Annotated in this window: 19 protein-coding genes and 1 other annotated feature; of the genes, 6 read left to right on the top strand and 13 right to left on the bottom strand. The window is 56.6% G+C overall.

What is annotated here, in order from left to right:
• The first annotated feature begins 241 nt into the window (after positions 1 to 241).
• Positions 242 to 1,912, top strand: coding sequence for a YbaL family putative K(+) efflux transporter (gene ybaL, locus AAGR22_RS06480; protein ID WP_345830971.1), 1,671 nt, complete (start codon positions 242 to 244; stop codon positions 1,910 to 1,912).
• 36 nt (positions 1,913 to 1,948) lie between these two features.
• Here the strand turns inward: ybaL and AAGR22_RS06475 are convergent, their stop codons facing one another.
• The 7 genes from AAGR22_RS06475 to AAGR22_RS06445 form a co-directional block, all read right to left on the bottom strand.
• Positions 1,949 to 3,253, bottom strand: coding sequence for an inosine/guanosine kinase (locus AAGR22_RS06475; RefSeq protein ID WP_067705322.1), 1,305 nt, complete (start codon positions 3,251 to 3,253; stop codon positions 1,949 to 1,951).
• Positions 3,254 to 3,337: 84 nt separating this feature from the next.
• On the bottom strand, positions 3,338 to 4,297 hold the full coding sequence (hemH, locus tag AAGR22_RS06470; RefSeq protein WP_067705320.1) for a ferrochelatase: 960 nt from the start codon (positions 4,295 to 4,297) through the stop codon (positions 3,338 to 3,340).
• Between the two features lie 116 nt (positions 4,298 to 4,413).
• Positions 4,414 to 5,058, bottom strand: a complete 645-nt coding sequence (adk, locus tag AAGR22_RS06465; RefSeq protein WP_345830966.1) for an adenylate kinase — start codon at positions 5,056 to 5,058, stop codon at positions 4,414 to 4,416.
• Between the two features lie 92 nt (positions 5,059 to 5,150).
• Entirely contained in the window at positions 5,151 to 6,053 is a 903-nt protein-coding gene (locus AAGR22_RS06460; protein WP_345830964.1) for a DMT family transporter, read from the bottom strand.
• Entirely contained in the window at positions 6,050 to 6,925 is an 876-nt protein-coding gene (locus tag AAGR22_RS06455) for a DUF6024 family protein (protein ID WP_345830962.1), read from the bottom strand. The genes AAGR22_RS06460 and AAGR22_RS06455 overlap by 4 nt, the downstream gene beginning before the upstream one ends.
• Positions 6,925 to 7,323 (bottom strand): NUDIX domain-containing protein, encoded by a 399-nt coding sequence (locus AAGR22_RS06450; RefSeq protein ID WP_067705312.1) that lies wholly within the window; start codon positions 7,321 to 7,323, stop codon positions 6,925 to 6,927. The genes AAGR22_RS06455 and AAGR22_RS06450 overlap by 1 nt, the downstream gene beginning before the upstream one ends.
• A gap of 55 nt (positions 7,324 to 7,378) precedes the next feature.
• A complete protein-coding gene (locus AAGR22_RS06445; protein WP_067705310.1) occupies positions 7,379 to 8,086 on the bottom strand; it encodes a hypothetical protein in 708 nt (235 codons plus the stop codon).
• A 203-nt stretch (positions 8,087 to 8,289) separates the two neighbouring features.
• Between AAGR22_RS06445 and AAGR22_RS06440 the strand changes: the two genes are divergently transcribed.
• Positions 8,290 to 9,165 carry a LysR family transcriptional regulator gene (locus AAGR22_RS06440; protein ID WP_345830958.1) on the top strand — a complete coding sequence of 292 codons (876 nt, stop codon included), beginning with the start codon at positions 8,290 to 8,292 and terminating at the stop codon, positions 9,163 to 9,165.
• A gap of 81 nt (positions 9,166 to 9,246) precedes the next feature.
• On the opposite strand, the gene htpG is transcribed toward AAGR22_RS06440, so the two are convergent.
• The 5 genes from htpG to apt all read right to left on the bottom strand — a co-directional run bounded on the left by htpG (position 9,247) and on the right by apt (position 14,869).
• Positions 9,247 to 11,115, bottom strand: a complete 1,869-nt coding sequence (gene htpG / locus AAGR22_RS06435) for a molecular chaperone HtpG (RefSeq protein ID WP_197473319.1) — start codon at positions 11,113 to 11,115, stop codon at positions 9,247 to 9,249.
• Positions 11,116 to 11,219: 104 nt separating this feature from the next.
• On the bottom strand, positions 11,220 to 11,825 hold the full coding sequence (gene recR, locus AAGR22_RS06430; RefSeq protein ID WP_067705306.1) for a recombination mediator RecR: 606 nt from the start codon (positions 11,823 to 11,825) through the stop codon (positions 11,220 to 11,222).
• Positions 11,825 to 12,154: a YbaB/EbfC family nucleoid-associated protein gene (locus AAGR22_RS06425; protein ID WP_067705305.1), complete on the bottom strand. Its 330-nt coding sequence runs from the start codon at positions 12,152 to 12,154 to the stop codon at positions 11,825 to 11,827. Before AAGR22_RS06425 ends, recR begins: the two co-directional genes overlap by 1 nt.
• Before the next feature lie 53 nt (positions 12,155 to 12,207).
• Positions 12,208 to 14,235 carry a DNA polymerase III subunit gamma/tau gene (dnaX, locus tag AAGR22_RS06420; RefSeq protein ID WP_345831557.1) on the bottom strand — a complete coding sequence of 676 codons (2,028 nt, stop codon included), beginning with the start codon at positions 14,233 to 14,235 and terminating at the stop codon, positions 12,208 to 12,210.
• Positions 12,805 to 12,866, bottom strand: a sequence feature (DnaX frameshifting element). It overlaps the preceding gene by 62 nt.
• Positions 14,236 to 14,317: 82 nt before the next feature.
• Positions 14,318 to 14,869, bottom strand: a complete 552-nt coding sequence (gene apt / locus AAGR22_RS06415; RefSeq protein WP_067705302.1) for an adenine phosphoribosyltransferase — start codon at positions 14,867 to 14,869, stop codon at positions 14,318 to 14,320.
• 331 nt (positions 14,870 to 15,200) lie between these two features.
• Between apt and AAGR22_RS06410 the strand changes: the two genes are divergently transcribed.
• The 3 genes from AAGR22_RS06410 to rsmS are packed head-to-tail and all read left to right on the top strand — an operon-like array spanning position 15,201 to position 16,215.
• Complete coding sequence (locus AAGR22_RS06410) at positions 15,201 to 15,731, top strand: primosomal replication protein (protein ID WP_067705301.1); 531 nt, start codon at positions 15,201 to 15,203, stop codon at positions 15,729 to 15,731.
• 60 nt (positions 15,732 to 15,791) lie between these two features.
• Positions 15,792 to 16,037 carry a GlsB/YeaQ/YmgE family stress response membrane protein gene (locus tag AAGR22_RS06405; RefSeq protein ID WP_067705299.1) on the top strand — a complete coding sequence of 82 codons (246 nt, stop codon included), beginning with the start codon at positions 15,792 to 15,794 and terminating at the stop codon, positions 16,035 to 16,037.
• Between the two features lie 28 nt (positions 16,038 to 16,065).
• Positions 16,066 to 16,215 (top strand): pleiotropic regulatory protein RsmS, encoded by a 150-nt coding sequence (gene rsmS, locus AAGR22_RS06400; protein ID WP_345831556.1) that lies wholly within the window; start codon positions 16,066 to 16,068, stop codon positions 16,213 to 16,215.
• On the opposite strand, the gene acrR is transcribed toward rsmS, so the two are convergent.
• Positions 16,212 to 16,862, bottom strand: a complete 651-nt coding sequence (gene acrR / locus AAGR22_RS06395) for a multidrug efflux transporter transcriptional repressor AcrR (RefSeq protein ID WP_067705296.1) — start codon at positions 16,860 to 16,862, stop codon at positions 16,212 to 16,214. The two genes, rsmS and acrR, sit on opposite strands and share 4 nt — an antisense overlap.
• Before the next feature lie 140 nt (positions 16,863 to 17,002).
• Between acrR and AAGR22_RS06390 the strand changes: the two genes are divergently transcribed.
• Positions 17,003 to 18,184 carry an efflux RND transporter periplasmic adaptor subunit gene (locus AAGR22_RS06390; RefSeq protein WP_067705295.1) on the top strand — a complete coding sequence of 394 codons (1,182 nt, stop codon included), beginning with the start codon at positions 17,003 to 17,005 and terminating at the stop codon, positions 18,182 to 18,184.
• Positions 18,185 to 18,195: the final 11 nt, after the last annotated feature.

The following is an 18,195-nucleotide window of genomic DNA, read 5'->3' as shown; positions in this document are numbered from 1 at the left end:
GGGCGGCTAACTCCCCTCTCTTTCTCTTAACCGGGCGGAATGATTGCCTACTGGGTACAAAATCCCAATGAGAAATCAGCCGCATAAGCATCAAAATAACAGAAAAACGCTTTATGCACTTTTTCAGGCCGGTGAGCGATTTTTTCCCTGATTAAAGCCGATTAAACCGCGATAAAAATGTCATTATATCTTACAATCATTAATTACAACTGGATACATTTGCATACATAAGGAGGAGAGCATGCACCACACTACCCCGCTTATCACCACCCTTGTGGGAGGCCTGGTTCTGGCCTTTATTTTCGGTATGCTGGCCAACCGGCTCAGAATCTCTCCGCTGGTCGGCTATCTGCTGGCGGGCGTGTGCGCCGGTCCCTTTACGCCTGGCTACGTGGCCGACCAGAATCTGGCCCCCGAGCTGGCTGAATTGGGCGTCATACTGCTGATGTTTGGCGTCGGGCTGCACTTCTCTCTGAAAGACCTGATGGCGGTCAAAGCCATCGCCATCCCCGGCGCGATAGCGCAGATCGCCGTTGCCACGCTGCTCGGCATGGGGCTGTCAACCATGATGGGCTGGCCCTGGCTGACCGGGCTGGTGTTTGGACTCTGCCTCTCCACGGCCAGTACGGTGGTGCTGCTGCGCGCGCTGGAGGACAGGCAGATGATTGACAGCCAGCGCGGGCAAATCGCAATTGGCTGGCTGATTGTTGAGGATCTGGTGATGGTGCTGGCGCTGGTACTGCTGCCCGCCATTGCAGGGATGTTTGAAAAAGGTAGCGCCAGCCTGGGTCTGGTGCTGCTTGATCTGCTGATTGCCATCGGCAAGGTGGCGGCCTTTATGGTGCTGATGATGGTGGTTGGCCGCCGGGTGGTGCCATGGATCCTGGCGCGCAGCGCAGCCACCGGCTCGCGGGAGCTTTTCACCCTCTCAGTGCTGGCGCTGGCGCTGGGAATTGCCTTTGGCGCTGTTGAATTTTTCGACGTCTCATTCGCGCTGGGTGCGTTCTTCGCCGGTATGGTGCTGAATGAGTCTGAACTCAGCCACCGCGCAGCGCACGATACGCTGCCGCTGCGGGACGCTTTTGCCGTGCTGTTCTTTGTCTCCGTCGGCATGCTGTTTGACCCGACTATCCTGCTGAAGGAGCCGCTGGCCGTCCTGGGCGTGCTGGCGATTATTGTGCTGGGTAAATCGGTGGCGGCGCTGGCGCTGGTTCGCCTGTTTGGCCATTCGCTACGCACCGCCCTGACGATCTCCGTCAGCCTGGCGCAGATCGGGGAGTTCGCCTTTATCCTCGCCGGGCTGGGGATTTCACTCAATCTGCTGCCTGAAGAGGGGCGTAATCTGGTGCTGGCCGGCGCGATCCTCTCGATCATGCTCAATCCGATCCTTTTTGCCCTTCTGCAACGTTACCTGGATAAAGCGGATGCCCGCCAACAGCAGGACGCGACAGTAGAAGAGGAACAGCTACCGCTGGATATCTGCCATCATGCCATTGTGGTGGGCTTTGGTCGGGTTGGCAGCCTGCTGGGTCGGCGGCTGATTGAACAGGGCATTCCCATTGTGGTGGTGGAGAACAGCCGCAGCCGGGTGGAGGCGCTCAGGGAGCAGGGAATTCTGGCGGTATTGGGGAACGCCGCGCGTGCCGAAACGATGGATCTGGCCTCTCTGGCGTGCGCGCGCTGGCTGCTGCTGACCATACCCAATGGCTATGAGGCGGGTGAAATTGTCACGGCGGCGCGGCAGAAGCACCCCAGCATTGAAATTATCGCCCGCGCCCACTATGACGATGAGGTGGATTATATCACCGAGCGCGGGGCGAACGAGGTGGTGATGGGAGAACGGGAAATTGCCAGCAGCATGCTTCATCTGATGCAGATCGCACCCGCCAACCCCCCGTCCTGCCCGGTATAACCGGTTGGGCTCCCCACTGGTGGGGCAGCCCGCGCGTTACCGATCCCAGTAGGACTCTTCCAGACTGTCTTCCCGCTCGGGAAGACCTCGCGTCAGACGCGGTGAATGCTGGTTCAGTACCTGATAGCTGACCCGGTTGGCATATTTGCATACCTGCGCCAGAGAGGAGTAGGTCAGATACTCCCGACCGTGCTTACTGGAGTTAGGTACGTTTGAACGGTGATAGTTATTGGCGGTGATATCGTGCAGCAGCGCCGCAAGCGCGCCATCACCCGCGCCGTTGGTATTCATAATTTTTTCTGGCCCGCCCATATAAGGGGCGATATGAGAAAATATTCTGGCGGGCTGCTGGCAGTCCTGATGCCGCATCGCGCGGCTGAACTCATACTGGTTAAACTCCGGGATCGCCCCCGGCAGAAGAGGATGCTGCGTTTTACGTTTCCCTTCGTCTTCGGTAAAGCCAGCCATATACAGCCCATGCGGCCCGGCGGTGCAGAGAACCAGATCCACCCAGTCCAGCGCCATATTGGCCGCCTGAAGCGGATCGCTGAGACCGGTCAGCGCCTCGGCTTCCTCTTCATTCATCGCCACGATGGAGACATGCTCGCGCAGGAATGCCCGCCAGAACTCAGGATTATCCCCAATCACGTATTTGGTTCCCAGCGTCAGCACCACCGGCACGTTATGCTTTTTCGCAAAGGCGATGGCCTGCATGGTGGCATCCGGCATCGGCTCGCCCGGCTTACAGCGGATCAGATAGGAGGTCAGTACCAGCGCGGATGCCCCGGCAATCACCTCTTCGGGAATACTTTCCCGGTTTAGCTGGTTCATCATCCCCGGGCTGATGGCAAAGGTTCGCTCACCGCGATCGCCAATCAGCGTAAAGCAGCGCCCAATCGCGCCTTCCACGCCCTGGAGATAGTTCAGGTCGGTCCGGCTGGAGGTATTGCACAGATAGCGATAGGCATAGCCGCCAATCTGCACGTTGCTGCACATCACGCCCAGCAGCACCGAGCGGTCGTCTGCCAGCACCGAGTAATTGTGCAGCGTGTTGCCAATGGTTCCCCCGGCAAACTGATGGGTAATCAGATTTTCCTTCATCAGCTCGTGATAAAGCGCTTCGGCTACGTCATCCTCAATCACCAGCGAGTGCCCGCTACTCAGCCCGAAACGACGGATAAAGTCATCATCGACTTTGGCTTCAATATCCACCAGCGTCTGATCTATGCCGACGATCCAGCTGGTGGCAACGTCGCTTTCGGGCAGCGTTTGCTGAAGTAAAGGGTCACGGGCGCTAACGGGAAAATAGTGTTTAGATTTACGCTTGCCGGGAAATTTCATCGTTCAAAATTCAGAAAGGGGTCAGGCGGGGAAGGATAACACAGGGATGCCCGACAGCGCGCGCATCCCCGTTACTCAAACCGGTTACAGGTGTTCGTTAACCAGTTCTACCATCATATCAATATGCAGTGCATCAGCGTTAAGCGCAGGAATATAGTTAAAACTTTTGCCGCCTGCGTGCATAAAGATTTCGCAGTTCTCTTCGCTGATCTCTTCCAGCGTTTCCAGGCAGTCGGAGGAAAAGCCCGGGCTCATTACCTGCACGGATTCAATGCCCTTACCCGGTAGCGACTTCATCGTTTCATCGGTATAAGGCGTCAGCCAGGGTTCCCGGCCAAAACGCGACTGAAAGGTCAGCATCGCATTCTTATCGGTCAGTCCCAGCGCGGTCTTCAGCGCCTCGAAGGTGGCGTAACAGCGCTGAGGATAGTCATCGCCCTGATCGGCAAAGCGTTGCGGAATACCGTGGAAAGACGTCACCAGCAGATCCGGCTGGCCGTGGGTGGCAAAGGACTTCTCAACGGAGGCCTTCAGCGCGGCAATATAGGCCGGATGTTCGGCATAATCACGGATAAAGTGTACCGATGGCAGGCTGCGGTAGCCGGCAAAAACCTCAGTGATACCGTCCCACACGGCGGCCACCGTTGAACAGGAGAATTGCGGATAGAGCGGCAGCACAATCAGGCGGGTCACGCCCTGCGCCATCAGGCTGTCGAGCGCGGATTTCAGGCTCGGGCTGCCGTAGCTCATACCCAGTTCTACCGGCATATCCACGCGCGCGGCCAGCGCCTCGCGCTGCCGTTTGCTGTAAACCATCAGCGGCGAGCCCTCATCCATCCACACCGATGCGTAGAGTTTGGCGACGCGTGGCGATCGGATCGGCAAAATAGCGCCGTTTAGGATCGGCCACCACAGCCAGCGTGGGGTATCCACGACGCGTTTATCACTGAGGAATTGTTTCAGATAGCGTTTAACTGCGGGGGTGGTCGGCGCATCGGGTGTGCCAAGGTTCACCAGCAGCACGCCGGGTTTTTCTTGCCTCATTGTTATTCCTTATCAGGGCAGCTGTGGAGAAGAAAACAAGGCTTATTCTAGCGGAAAAATGCGGGGTGAGAACCAATTGCTGTAACAGGGGCCAGGAATGCCTGGCCCGGAAGGGATTAACCGAGGATGTCAACCAGCTCGTCACGCACTTCAGTCACCTTCTGGGTGCCATCAATTTTATGATAAGTGGTGTTGCCCGCTGCGGCCTCTTTGCTGTAATAAGCAATCAGTGGAGCAGTAAGCTGATGGTATTCAACCAGGCGCTTGCGCACGGTCTCTTCCTGATCGTCTTTACGGGTGGTCAGCGCTTCGCCGGTCACATCATCTTTACCTTCGACCTTCGGCGGGTTGAAGTTAACGTGATAAACGCGGCCAGAAGGCGCATGAACCCGGCGGCCCACGATGCGTTCGACGATCAGCTCGTCCGGCACCGCGAATTCCAGCACGTAGTCTACCTTGATTCCGGCATCCTTCATCGCATCCGCCTGAGGAATGGTGCGCGGGAAGCCGTCCAGCAGAAAACCATTGCGGCAGTCTTCCTGAGCGATACGCTCTTTGACCAGCGCAATAACCAGCTCATCGGTCACCAGCTTACCGGCGTCCATGATCGCTTTGGCTTGTTTACCCAGCTCGCTACCTGCTTTAACGGCTGCACGCAGCATGTCGCCCGTAGAGATCTGCGGAATACCGTATTTCTCCATAATAAACTGAGCCTGAGTTCCCTTACCTGCACCCGGTGCACCGAGCAGAATAATACGCATTGCGTAAATCCCCTTGCGAATCGCTTAAATTTTAAATTTGTCCAGCCTGAAACCATACCATTATGACTCTTTCTCCACAAGGAACGCGGTGGTTAACCTGCGTCTGCATAGCGCGCGGACGAGACCTGTCGCCGCGCGTACAGCGTTTGCGAGATGACCGCGACCACGATAATTGCCCCGCCCGCCACCGCATGGAGGGTTGGCATTTCAGCAAGAAAGATCGCCATCCACAGCGGGGCAAGCGCCGTCTCAAGTAGCAGAAACAGCCCGGCATTGGCCGGTGAGACGTAGCGGGTCGATAATGTGATTAATCCCATCGCCAGCGGCATCACCAGCATCCCCTCAGCCAGCGACCAGCCATACTGCGCCAGGCTCAGCTCTCTGAGCGTAGTGAACATATCCTCGCCTGACCAGAGCAGGATTGCCACCGACGCCACGACCGCACCCAGCGACGGCAGCGCGAGCGTCCCTCCCTCCACCCGAGCGGTAAAGATAAACGCCAGCGCCATAGATACCGCCGTAGCCAGCGCATAGAGGTTAGCTACGGCTGAGTCGCCCGCCGAACGCCCGGACATAACGATGACCACTCCGGCAATCCCCGCCAGAGCGGCAACCATGACGCTGCGATCGCACTTAACCTGAAAGAATAAGCGGGAAATCAGCGCGGAAACAAACGGCGTGGAGGAGATAATCACCAGCACCGTCGCCACGTTACCGCGATTCAGCGCGTTCACAAAACAGGCGGAAGCAATGGCAAAAAACAACGTTGGCAGCGCATTCTCCCGGGTCAGCCACGGCTTACCGAGCGTGGAACGACTCCGCCGTCCCAGCGCCCACACCAGCAGACAGACCGCCCACATAAAAAAACCGCGCAGCATGACAATCGTCCATGAGTCCTGGATGCCCATCAGCCGAATGAACACCGAGTCAAAACTCAGGATCACGCCACCCAGAATGCCGATCAGGCTGCCGTTAAGCGGTTTGGTCTGTTTCATTGCTGCTCCCATAAGTCAATCAGGTTCTGTTTTATCTGCCCGGTCACATCAATCCCCCTTCTGCCGTCGCCCCTGGCCCAGCCGGAGATACGCAGCGTATTAACATGGGGGAAGTAGCTGGCACCTGCGGCTTTGACCTGCTTTTGCAGCGCCGCACTCAGTGGTGGCACCTCAAAACAGCTGAACGGCAAGCGGGTATCGCTCAATGAGGTGAAATGCCAGCCCGCGACATCCTTCAGGGCAATGCTATTCACCTGTGCCACGTTATAGGGCTGCCAGTCGCTGCTGCGAATGTTATGCAGTGCCTCATCCAGGGGTTTTGCGGAAGCCGTCGTTCCTTCAAACAGCCGTAGCTCACTGCGCAACAGGGTGCTGAAGTGCTCAGGGCGTAGCGCAATGACCGCCAGCCCGATGGTCAGCGAAGCATGCTTATGCAGCGGCGCGACGAAGATTGAGCTCGACGCAATCAGCTCATCGTGCAGATTCGTTGCGAAGCTGTGTGAAGCATCCACCACTCCCTTGCCTTTACAATCGGTTAGCGGATTGACCTCGCCGGTATAGGGGCTGACATGGGTGATAATCGGCACATTGCCCGGGCCGGTACAGAGCGATGTCGGACGCTGGAAAAGCTCGCTGACCGGCTGATAATGCGCCTGCTTAGCCAGACAGAGCGTCGTCTCCTGCTTATAGAAAAGATGCGACAGAATAACCAGGCCAACCCGCACGGACTGGACGAAGTAAAGCTCATAATCCTGCAGATGGTAGACGCGGGTTAATTCATCCCGTAATTCATCTCGCTGCATAAGCGCTCGCTTATAAAATTGTTCGCCGTGGCGTTTTTGTAAGTCGGGAGATAACGAAGAAGCATCCATTAATTGATTAACTCTTGCTGATAAAGCAGTGGCATGACGTTGTCGCGAAAGATGGAACCGACTGCGATTTCACAGGGCGGTCGGCGGTAGTTAACCCATGCAATTTCCTCTATCTCCGCACCCGCGCGGGGCAGGCCAACGATCTCGACGTGATACACGTGATTCTCAATCGCCATGGATTCAAACTCCGCCCTGCCGTGAAAAAGACCAAAGGGCCGGAAGGACTTGACCTGCACGCCCAGCTCTTCCTGGAGCTCCCGTTTCAGGCAGCTCAGGTGGTCTTCCCCTCGTTCGGGTTTACCGCCGGGCGAAATAAAGATTCGCGTACCGCGTTTTCGCGTCAGCAGCAGTGAACGCTGATGAATAATCACCGCCGAGCACTTGACGATCACATTCATATCAGCCTCCCGGGGAGAACGTAGCCCCTCGGCTACGTCGGGGGTACATGTGCGATCAGGCTGCGGCACTGGCGGTTTTCTCCACGGGTGTCATCAGCGTTTCTCCGGCCAGGAAGCGCACGATATTCAGGGCCAGCGGCGTTTTATCTTTCAGGTAGGCGAGAATGGTGTCATCACCCGGCGTCGAGAAGCTGTCAGCAAAAATACTGATCCCTTCCAGCGATTTGGTTGAGATCCCCAGCTGTAGCAGGCGATATTTTACGTCATCCGCCGACTGCGCAAATTCATAGATGGGTGACTGATAGTTGATGTCAAACTGCGCCATCATCTCCATCAGGAAGGTTTTGGCGATCGGACGCTGTTCGGGGAACTCCATCTGGTAATGCGTAATGCCATCATTGATAGTGTTAATGTCATTGCGGCGGCAGAAGTCGACCAGATGCGCGTGAATTGCCAGCTTTTCGCCCAGCAAAACCAGATTTTTGCGGTATTTCAGAATGTCAGCTTCAAGGTGTTCGATAGCGATGGAGCGAAATGCACCGCTGATATCAGCCACGGTATGACCGACAACCAGCTCGCCAAAGCGGGATTTCAACTCTTCAACGCGATGCGACAAAATGCCGCGGTGCAGTGAACATCCGCTGTTGCCTGACCAGAGGTGAACGGGGATCCCCTGTAACATTAAATAACATGCTGCCAGCGTGCTGTCCCGGCCACCGGTAAACATGACGAGCTGTGTTTTTGCTGTATGCTGAATGGTCATTTTCCTGTCCTTCACATGGCTGATAGTCGTCATCGCTGACTGAATAAGGAGGATCCGCTCTGTAATGCGTCTTCCCTGAAGGGGCGCTTAGCGTTAACGAGCCTGTGCCGTTTCGCCTCTGAAATCAGATTATGGAAAACGCGCTGGACATTAAAATGATATAAACAGACACTGGCTGTTAGTTTTACTAACAGGGTTTACTTATGACTGGCCTCCCTTCCCTGCGCGCCCTGCGCTATTTTCATTCGGCAGCGCTGCATCAAAGCTTCAGCCAGGCTGCGCAGTCGCTCAACGTCACCCACAGCGCGGTAAGCCATCAGATCAAGCTGCTGGAAGAGTGGCTGGGGAAACCGCTGTTTAATCGCGCTAACGGCAGGGTGCATCTCACCTCAGACGGCGAGCGGCTGAAGGTTTGCTGCATGCAAACCTTTCGTGAAATTGAGACCACCTGTGAGAAAATTCGCGCCCGCAATATCAACAGCCTGACCGTCTCCTGCGCCCCCAGCTTTCTGGCCCAGTGGCTTATCCCGCGCATCAGCCGTTTCTCGGCACTTCATAGCGATATAGCCCTGACTTTTCAAACGCATGTTGATATCGAGCGCGTCAGAAACGAGCAGTCTGACGTGCTGATCCTCAGCCATGAGCAGCCGGTACAGGATGACATCGCCGCCACGCTGATTACCGTTGATTATATTGGCCCGGTTTGTGCGCCCGGGGTCGCCCGGAATCTCACCTATGAAACGGACTTTTCCACCCTTTCCCTGCTGCATGCCGATACCAAGCTGCACGCCTGGGCAGAATGGGCAAAAAAAACCGGCGCAAAGGGGGATTTCTGGGCGGGAAGGCATTTTGATAATCTGACGCTGGCCATTCAGGCCGCGCGAAACGGGCTGGGGATCATCATGACGCCGCAGATTCTGGTGCGTAAAGAGATCCGTGAAGGCACCCTGATAGCGCCATTGGGGTTCGCAGAAGTCGACCGGGCAACCTGGATGATGGTAAAGGCGTCGCGTATTGAGGAGCGGGAGATAAAACTGTTTCGTAGCTGGCTGCTGGAGGAGGCGGCCAGCGTCGGATGATGATAAGGCAGCCCACAAACAATAAGGCCCCGCCAGCGATTGCGGGCGGGGCCTGTGAGCAGGATGCTGTAGCGCTAAGGTTTACGCCAACAGCAGCTGATTCATACGGCGAATAAACTGGTTCGGATCGTCCAGCGTACCGCGCTCGGCAAACATCGCCTGATCCAGCAGCAGCTCAACCCATTCGCCAAAGCGGGCCTCATCCTCGGTATCGGCCGCGCGCTTAACCAGCGCGTGATCCGGGTTCAGCTCAAACAGATACTTCACTTCCGGCACTGCCTGCCCCGCTGCCGCAAACAGTTTCGCCATCTGGGTACTCATGTCATTGGCTTCGGTGGTGACAATGGCTGGCGTATCGGTCAGGCGATGCGTCAGACGCACTTCCTTCACGCGGTCGCCAAGCAGCGTCTTCACGCGTTCAACGAAGGGTTCCAGCGCCTTTTCGGCCTCTTTCTGCTCTTCGCTCTCTTCGTCGGCCAGCTTGCTTAGCTCATCATCTGCCTTACTGACGGACTGGAATGATTTACCATCAAATTCAGTCAGGTAGCTCATCATCCACTCATCAATACGGTCAGAGAGCAGCAGGACTTCGATACCTTTCTTACGGAACAGCTCAAGGTGCGGGCTGCTTTTCGCTGCGGCATAGCTGTCAGCGGTGATGTAGTAAATTTTTTCCTGCCCTTCGACCATGCGGCTAACGTAGTCTTCCAGCGACACGGTCTGCGCCGGGCCTTCGCTGCTGGTAGAGGCAAAACGCAGCAGTTTAGCAATGGTTTCCGCGTTTGCGTTGTCCTCTGCCGGCCCCTCTTTCAGGGCCAGTCCGAACTGCTGCCAGAACTGCTGGTACTTCTCTTCATCATCCTTCGCGACTTTTTCCAGCATCTGCAGCGCACGTTTGCTCAGCGCATTTCGCAGGTTCTGAGTGATGCGGCTATCCTGCAAAATTTCACGGGAGACGTTCAGCGGCAGATCGCTGGAATCTATCAGACCGCGCACGAAGCGCAGATAGTTCGGCATAAACTGCTCAGCGTCGTCCATGATAAACACGCGCTGGACGTACAGCTTCAGGCCATGCTTGTGGTCACGATTCCACATATCCCAGGGGGCCTGGGTCGGGATATAGAGCAGGCTGGTGTACTCCTGCTTGCCCTCAACGCGGTTATGGCTCCAGGTCAGCGGGTCGGCGAAGTCATGCGAGACGTGCTTATAGAACTCTTTATACTCTTCGTCGCTGATGTCGGCCTTATTGCGCGTCCACAGCGCCTGCGCCTTGTTGATCTTCTCCCAGGCGGTGGTGTTCTCTTCCTCGTTATGGGTTTCGATCTCAACGGGCAGCGCAATATGATCGGAATACTTGCTGATGATGCTGCGCACGCGCCAGGCATCCAGGAACTCATCTTCACCTTCGCGCAGATGCAGGGTGATCTCCGTTCCCCGATCCTCTTTGGTGATATCAGCAAGGGTATATTCGCCCTCACCCGCTGATTCCCAGAATACGCCCTGATCGGCGCTGGCGCCGGCGGCACGCGTGCGAACCGTCACCTTGTCGGCAACGATAAAGGCCGAGTAGAACCCAACGCCGAACTGACCGATCAGCTGGCTGTCTTTTGCCTGGTCCGATCCCAGCGACTCGAGGAAGGATTTGGTGCCGGATTTGGCAATCGTCCCCAGGTTCTCAATGACTTCGTCCCGGCTCATGCCGATGCCGTTGTCACTCAGCGTCAGCGTCCGGTTTTCCTTATCAACCGAAACCCGAACGCGAAGTTCACCGTCGCCTTCATAGAGATCCGGCACGGACAGCGCACGAAAGCGCAGCTTGTCGGCAGCATCGGAGGCGTTGGAAATCAGCTCCCGCAGGAAAATTTCTTTATTTGAATAGAGGGAATGGATCATCAGGTGCAGAAGCTGTTTTACCTCTGACTGGAAGCCACGCGTCTCTTGTCCTTTCATGGTCATTTCTACCTCAACTGATTCAGGTTGATCTACGTTGAGAAGTAAGGTGGGGGCAATGCTGGGGATTTCAAGACGGCACAGGCGATCGTGCCGTTGAGTGGTCAGAATCTAATCTTATGGCGTCCGGCAAGGGAGTGTGACAGCGTGGTGCCATCCACCATTTCCAGTTCGCCACCGACCGGTACGCCGTGGGCGATGCGGCTGGCGTCAACGCCATACTGTCCGCACAGTTCGGCGATGTAGTTAGCGGTCGCCTCACCTTCTACCGTCGGATTGGTGGCCAGAATGACCTCATGTATCGTCTCTTTTTCCAGCCGCTGTTCCAGCCGATCCAGCCCGATATCGTTCGGGCCAATGCCGTCCAGCGGAGAAAGATGGCCCATCAGCACAAAGTAGCGTCCGGCGAACTGCCCGGTTTGCTCAATGGCATGAATGTCGGCCGGGCTTTCAACCACACAGATCAGGCCATTTTGCTGACGACGGGTATTTGCACAGATGGTACACACGTCCTGCTCGGTAAAGGTCCGGCAGTCCGCGCAGTGCCCAATCTCTGACATGGCGCGCGTCAGGGCCTGGGCCAGGCGCATGCCGCCGCTACGGTCCCGCTGTAGCAGCTGGAACGCCATGCGTTGGGCCGACTTTGGCCCAACGCCCGGCAGGCAGCGCAGCGACTCCATCAGGCTTTCGAGGAGCGGGCTGGTCTGCATCAGAACGGCATCTTGAAGCCAGGTGGCAGCTGCATACCACTTGAAACGGCCGCCATTTTTTCTTTCTGCGCTTCGGCAACGCGACGTGCCGCATCGTTGAAGGCGGCTGCCACCAGATCTTCCAGCATATCTTTGTCGTCTTCCAGCAGGCTTGGATCAACCTCAACGCGACGGCAGTTATGCGCACCGTTGATGGTGACTTTCACCAGGCCAGCGCCTGACTCACCGGTTACTTCCATGGCAGCAATCTCTTCCTGCACATGAGCCATTTTGTCCTGCATTTGCTGGGCCTGTTTCATCAGGTTACCCAGTCCGGCTTTTCCAAACATAGTTTTCTCTCTCGGATCGGGCCGCAATCATGCCAGAGCAGTGATGCAGCGTTTCAAAGGGGGCGAATACTCTCTTCATCCACATCGGCGTCAAAAAACTGACGCAGGGTCTGAATATGATTATCCGTGCTAATCGACTGGCGCGCCTGCGCCAGCTTCTCTTCATAAATCGCCTGACGCCACTCCAGCGGCGTTAACACCGCAGGATTATCGTCTTCTACGAGTGTAAGTTCAACCAGCTGACCCGCCGCCTGACTCATCGCTTCACTCAGCACCTGCTGCGCTGCGGGTGAATTCAGATGGCGCTGGCTGGACCGCAGATGGAGGCAGATGCCGCTTTCGCTGACCTCTTTCCAGGCGTTCAGCGCCAGCTGCTGTACCAGCTTTGGCAGGGTCAGGGTCGCCACTTCTGCCGCCCACGCATCGCGCAGCAGCGATTCAGCCGCCAGCCTGGCCATCAGTTCGGGCGTTTTCTCATGCTCCAGCGCGGTACGCAGCGCTTTTGGCGTAGCTACCGGGGCCGGTTTAGCCTCGTCCGGCTTTTGCGTTTTCCAGCGATAGGCCTCTTTTTTTACCGGGGCGGACGGCGCTGCAGCGGCTGACCGCTTCTGACCCCGCTCGGTAACGGAAGCCAGTCGCTCCAGCGCTGATGCTGCCGGCCGCGCACTTAGCGCCGCCGGCTCACTCTTTTTTAATTTGGTTACTCCCTGCTGACGCATCAGCTGGGTACGCGCCTGTAGCAGCTGACTGGTACTTTCAGGCAGCGAGGCGGGAGGGGCATCCTGCTGCGTCGGCGCAGGTGGACTGGCCTCAGCGGGTGCCGCCCCCGGCGCAGCATTTTGCTGCGCCGGGGGCGACCCGCCGGAAGCGTTACCCGGCTGCACCGTATGCGGCGGCGCAATACCGCCAGGTGCCCGTACCGGATCGGACTGAACGGCCGCAGGCTGGGCCTGTGGCGTCATCACCGGGCGAGCCACCGGCTCGGCGATCACCTCGCGGGGGTGGAATGCCAGCGCCCTGAGCAGCGTCATCTCGACGCCCATCCGACGATCCGGCGCCAGCGGCAGCTCTTTGCGCCCAACCAGCAGCGTCTGGTAATAAAGCTGAACCTCCGCCGGGGGGATAACGCGGGCCAGCTCCCTCAAGCGCTGTTCGACAGCGGCAAAATCGTCGCCCAGCGCCGAGGGCAGAAGCTGAATCATCGCAACGCGATGCAGCAGCGTCAGCATTTCCACCAGCAGCGCTTCCCACTCCACGCCACGCGAGGCCGCCTGGTTGAGCAGCGACATCAACTGCTCACCCTGCGCATCCACCAGGGCTTCAATCAGCGCCAGCGGCTGCTCGTCGTCCAGCGTACCCAGCATGGCGCTGACGGTAGCGGTGGTCACCTGCCCCTGCCCCATAGCGATAGCCTGGTCGGTCAGACTGAGGGCATCACGCATGCTGCCGTCAGCCGCGCGGGCAATAAGCTGGAGCGAACGCGCCTCCGCGTCAACCTGCTCCTCGTGCAGGACATGCTCTAGCTGCCCACGGATCTGCTCAACATCCAGCGCCTTCAGGTGGAACTGAAGGCAGCGGGAGAGGATGGTCACCGGCAGCTTCTGCGGATCGGTGGTCGCCAGCAGAAATTTTACGTGGCCCGGCGGCTCTTCCAGCGTTTTCAACAGCGCGTTAAAGCTGTGACGGGAGAGCATATGGACTTCATCAATCAGATAGACTTTAAAACGACCGCGCGCCGGGGCGTACTGCACGTTATCCAGCAGATCGCGCGTATCCTCAACTTTGGTACGCGAGGCGGCATCAATCTCGATCAGATCGACAAAGCGCCCCTGTTCGATTTCACGGCAGTTATCGCACTGCCCGCAGGGGGTGGCGGTGATGCCAGTTTCGCAGTTCAGCCCCTTGGCGAGCAGACGGGCAATCGTGGTCTTTCCGACCCCTCGGGTGCCGGAAAAAAGATAGGCGTGATGGATGCGGCCGAGCGACAGGCCATTCGCCAGCGCTGTCAGGACATGCTCCTGACCGACAACATCAGTAAACGCTTGTGGACGCCACTTGCGGGCCAGTACCTGATAGCTCATTAATTCGCAGAATGTGTTGGGTGGACCGGAGGGTAATGCTATCACAGCCCCACCCTGACGGCGAGGCTGAACGCAGAAGGGATCAGTGTCCCGGGAACTTCACGAGGCTGAACGATTCGATGCCCTGAGCTTTCAGGCGCTCTTCACCGCTCAGGTCAAAAAGATTGATCACAAATGCGGCCTGATTAACCGTGCCGCCCGCGCGGCGGATCAGCTTAACCGTTGCCTCAATGGTGCCGCCGGTTGCCAGCAGATCGTCCACCACCAGCACGGTATCGCCGGGCTGAATCGCATCGCAGTGCAGTTCCAGCCGATCGCTGCCGTACTCCAGCTCGTAGGTTTCAGCGAAGGTTTTACGCGGCAGCTTGCCGGGTTTACGCACCGGAACAAAGCCAACGCCCAGCCCTAAGGCCACCGGCGCGCCAAACAGGAAACCCCGGGCTTCCGTACCCACAACTTTGGTAATACCTGCATCACGATAGCGTTCAACGAACAGTTCAATACTGAGTGCGAACGCTTTAGGATCTTCCAGCAGGCTGGTTACGTCACGAAACAGGATGCCCGGCTTAGGGTAATCCGGGATACTTTTGATACTGTTTTTAAGAAATTCAAGCTGCTGCGCAGTCGCGGTCATAGTGTTATGCCTGGTAAATACAAATCTGACTCGCGCAGCTCCGGCTGCTCTTGCGAAAACCTTCGCAGAGCAAAACGATAACGTCAGGGGGAAGCCGCGCACGAAAACGACCAAATCTATGCAAACTCCCGGACAAATGCAACCATGGTAAGAAAAATCACGGCATTTGTTGCGCGGTATCAACCGCCGCTGCACGTCGACGCGGGGAGAACACCCTGTCATCCTGCGAAGTAACAGCCCTGGACGACAATAATCGGTAGAATAGAAGACTGAAGCGGGAAGCCCCTGAAATGAGGGTATCATAACGATGCGCTCACCGGAGAGAATCAAGATGAAAAGTGCCCTTCTGCTGCAACAGCTGGAAGAAAAACTCGACCTTCTGGCCCAGGCTGTGGCACCCCATGCGAATAAACGCACCCCCAGCGCCCGCTTTGACCACCAGCTGTTTTATTGTCATACCACCCGGCTGGGGGATTATCTGCTGGAAGTCCGGCAAAGCCTCGCGCAGCTGAGGCAGAGCGTCGATGATCGCCGCACCGATAGCGTCGCCTGGATGGCCGAGCGGATCGTACTGCAAATGGGTGCACTCCAGCGCGAGCTGGCTACCCAGCGCCTGCGCAAAGGTGAAGCGCAAAAGGAACCCGTCAGCGTAAACCTTTATGAGAAGCTGGCGGAGCACCAGGACTATGAGCGCCGCCTGCGCGCCATGATAGCGGATCGTGAAAGCCAGCTTGCGACGCGTGAAACCCTGGCCCAGCAGCAAACCCTGCAGCGCGAGATCGCCGCGCTGGAGGGCAGATTGCAGCGCTGCCTGCAGGCACTGAAGCGAATCGAGCGGGCGATTGAGTTTCGGGAACGCTAGGCGGCTACCGGTTCGTCTGTGTCGTATATACTGTGTTAAATTTCTGACTGGAGAGTAAGGATGGGGCTTCTCTGCTGGATTATCATCGGGCTGCTGACCGGCCTTGCCTCACGTATCGTTTTGCATGGCCGCCCCGGCGGCCGGGTCCCCGCCCTGGTGCTTACCGTCGTGGGCGCGCTGATTGGCGGCTATATTAGCGCTTTCTTAAATGATGCGATGCTGGCGGAACTGTCGCCTGAGGGGCTGCTTGCAGCGCTGGCTGGCGCACTTGTCATGCTGCTGGTCGTAAGAAAGCTGCGCATATAACCTGAAGGTTGAGATTAAGGAGATAATGATGTCGCTGGAAACCGCTCCCGAAGAGGTCAGGCTGGCCGTGGATTTAATTATGCTGCTGGAGGAGAACAATATTGCGCCACAAACGGTGCTGGCCGCGCTGGCGATTGTACAGCAGGATTTTGAAAAAAAGCTGTTCCCTGGAGATTAAACGGGTTGCATCTGCGGCACGCGAAGCGTCTGGCCGTGCTGCATCATATCAATCAGGACGTCGATCAGCTGTGGCGCATCGGCCGCCATATCGAAGCTGTCAGGCATAAACAGCCAGTTCTCCATGATCCCCGTCATATAACCGCGTAGCACAATCGCGGTGCGGCGGGTATCAAGATTCACCGGCAACTGCCCCGCTGCCATACACTCCCGCAGGACATCTTCAATTTTTTCGTAGCATTCCAGAAACAGCGTCCGTTGTATAAACTGCAAAGTCGCCATTTCGCCGACAAATTCGCATTTGTGGAAAATTATTTCCATAAGCGAACGTCTTCGCCTGTCCCGGGCTGTGGCTTCAAGGACATACGTTAGCATCGCTTTCATAACGGATAGTGGATCAGAAGGATGTTTTAACTGATACTCATGTTCTAAGTCTTTCAGGCCTGATTCGGACTGAGCCCAAATCTCATTCAGCAAATCGCTTTTGTTTTTGAAATGCCAGTAAATTGCACCACGCGTCACCCCTGCTGTATTCGCAATATCGGCCAGTGACGTTTTAGACACACCGTGCTCGGAAAATCTTTCTATAGCCGCATCAAGGATGTGATTTCGCGTTTCTAACGCCTGCTGTTTGGTTTTTCGTGCCATAGGGAGTTTTTTACAAAAAGGTGGACTTACATACATTTGCGAATGTATGTACCATAGCACGACCATAATTTAAACGCAGCAATGGGTTTATGGGTTTGTGATCCATTGAACAATCGATATCGGACACTCGAGGTTTATTTATGAACAAAAACAGAGGGTTAACGCCTCTGGCGGCCGTTCTGATGCTTTCAGGCAGCTTAGTGCTAACAGGATGTGATAACAAAGAGCAGCAGACTGGACAACAGAAACCACCTGAAGTCGGTGTGGTGACGCTGAAAAGTTCCCCGCTCACCATTACTACCGATCTTCCCGGTCGTACCTCGTCGTTCCGTGTTGCTGAAGTTCGCCCACAGGTTTCAGGCATCATTTTGAAGCGCAACTTTGCTGAAGGTACGGATATTAAGGCGGGGGAATCTCTCTACCAGATTGATCCTGCACCTTATAAAGCCGCATGGGACAGTGCAAAAGGCGATTTGGCTCAGGCTCAGGCCAATGCGAATATTGCCGCAGTGACGGTGAAACGCTATAAGCCGTTGCTGGGCACCAAATACATCAGCCAGCAGGATTACGATCAGGCGATGGCCACCCAGGGTCAGACATCGGCAGCCGTTCAGGCGGCACAGGCGAATGTCGAAACCGCACGCATCAATCTGGCGTATACGCGTGTCACCTCTCCTATCAGCGGGCGCATTGGTAAATCTTCCGTAACGGAAGGCGCACTGGTGCAGAGTGGACAAACGACTGCGCTGGCAACGGTGCAGCAGCTCGATCCCATCTATGTTGATGTTACCCAGTCCAGTGAAGACTTTATGCGCCTGCGTAACGAGCTGAGATCGGGCACGTTAAAGCAGGTTGACGGTAAGGCTAAGGTCAAACTGTTAACGCAGGATGGTAAAGAATATCCGCAGAGCGGAACATTAGAATTTTCTGAGGTTACCGTCGATGAGAGCACCGGTTCCATTACGCTGCGCGCGGTTTTCCCGAATCCTGATGAGAGCTTACTGCCCGGAATGTTCGTTCGCGCGCGTCTGGAGGAGGGCACCAATCCTGATGCACTGTTAGTTCCGCAGCAGGCCGTAACCCGTACGCCAACCGGCGAAGCCTCCGCACTGGTCGTTGGGGCAGATAACAAAGTCGAATCCCGTACGATCACAGCCGAGCAGGCGATTGGTGATAAGTGGCTGGTGACTGCCGGACTGAAACCTGGCGATAAAGTCATTACGACTGGCGTTCAGCGTGCGAAACCTGGTGCTCAGGTTACGCCACAGGAAGTCAGTACAGATGATGCCGACAAGGCAAAGTCTGAACAACCTAAGTCTTAAACAGGAGCCGC

This window comes from Erwinia sp. HDF1-3R (genome assembly GCF_039621855.1).
Classification (GTDB): domain Bacteria; phylum Pseudomonadota; class Gammaproteobacteria; order Enterobacterales; family Enterobacteriaceae; genus Erwinia.
This window is presented reverse-complemented; position numbering and strand designations above follow the sequence as displayed.

Coding starts and splice junctions, on each gene's coding strand:
- ybaL (WP_345830971.1), top strand. CDS start 242: ATGCACCACACTACCCCGCTTATCACCACCCTTGTGGGAGGCCTGGTT.
- AAGR22_RS06475 (WP_067705322.1), bottom strand. CDS start 3,253: ATGAAATTTCCCGGCAAGCGTAAATCTAAACACTATTTTCCCGTTAGC.
- hemH (WP_067705320.1), bottom strand. CDS start 4,297: ATGAGGCAAGAAAAACCCGGCGTGCTGCTGGTGAACCTTGGCACACCC.
- adk (WP_345830966.1), bottom strand. CDS start 5,058: ATGCGTATTATTCTGCTCGGTGCACCGGGTGCAGGTAAGGGAACTCAG.
- AAGR22_RS06460 (WP_345830964.1), bottom strand. CDS start 6,053: ATGAAACAGACCAAACCGCTTAACGGCAGCCTGATCGGCATTCTGGGT.
- AAGR22_RS06455 (WP_345830962.1), bottom strand. CDS start 6,925: ATGGATGCTTCTTCGTTATCTCCCGACTTACAAAAACGCCACGGCGAA.
- AAGR22_RS06450 (WP_067705312.1), bottom strand. CDS start 7,323: ATGAATGTGATCGTCAAGTGCTCGGCGGTGATTATTCATCAGCGTTCA.
- AAGR22_RS06445 (WP_067705310.1), bottom strand. CDS start 8,086: ATGACCATTCAGCATACAGCAAAAACACAGCTCGTCATGTTTACCGGT.
- AAGR22_RS06440 (WP_345830958.1), top strand. CDS start 8,290: ATGACTGGCCTCCCTTCCCTGCGCGCCCTGCGCTATTTTCATTCGGCA.
- htpG (WP_197473319.1), bottom strand. CDS start 11,115: ATGAAAGGACAAGAGACGCGTGGCTTCCAGTCAGAGGTAAAACAGCTT.
- recR (WP_067705306.1), bottom strand. CDS start 11,825: ATGCAGACCAGCCCGCTCCTCGAAAGCCTGATGGAGTCGCTGCGCTGC.
- AAGR22_RS06425 (WP_067705305.1), bottom strand. CDS start 12,154: ATGTTTGGAAAAGCCGGACTGGGTAACCTGATGAAACAGGCCCAGCAA.
- dnaX (WP_345831557.1), bottom strand. CDS start 14,235: ATGAGCTATCAGGTACTGGCCCGCAAGTGGCGTCCACAAGCGTTTACT.
- apt (WP_067705302.1), bottom strand. CDS start 14,869: ATGACCGCGACTGCGCAGCAGCTTGAATTTCTTAAAAACAGTATCAAA.
- AAGR22_RS06410 (WP_067705301.1), top strand. CDS start 15,201: ATGAAAAGTGCCCTTCTGCTGCAACAGCTGGAAGAAAAACTCGACCTT.
- AAGR22_RS06405 (WP_067705299.1), top strand. CDS start 15,792: ATGGGGCTTCTCTGCTGGATTATCATCGGGCTGCTGACCGGCCTTGCC.
- rsmS (WP_345831556.1), top strand. CDS start 16,066: ATGTCGCTGGAAACCGCTCCCGAAGAGGTCAGGCTGGCCGTGGATTTA.
- acrR (WP_067705296.1), bottom strand. CDS start 16,862: ATGGCACGAAAAACCAAACAGCAGGCGTTAGAAACGCGAAATCACATC.
- AAGR22_RS06390 (WP_067705295.1), top strand. CDS start 17,003: ATGAACAAAAACAGAGGGTTAACGCCTCTGGCGGCCGTTCTGATGCTT.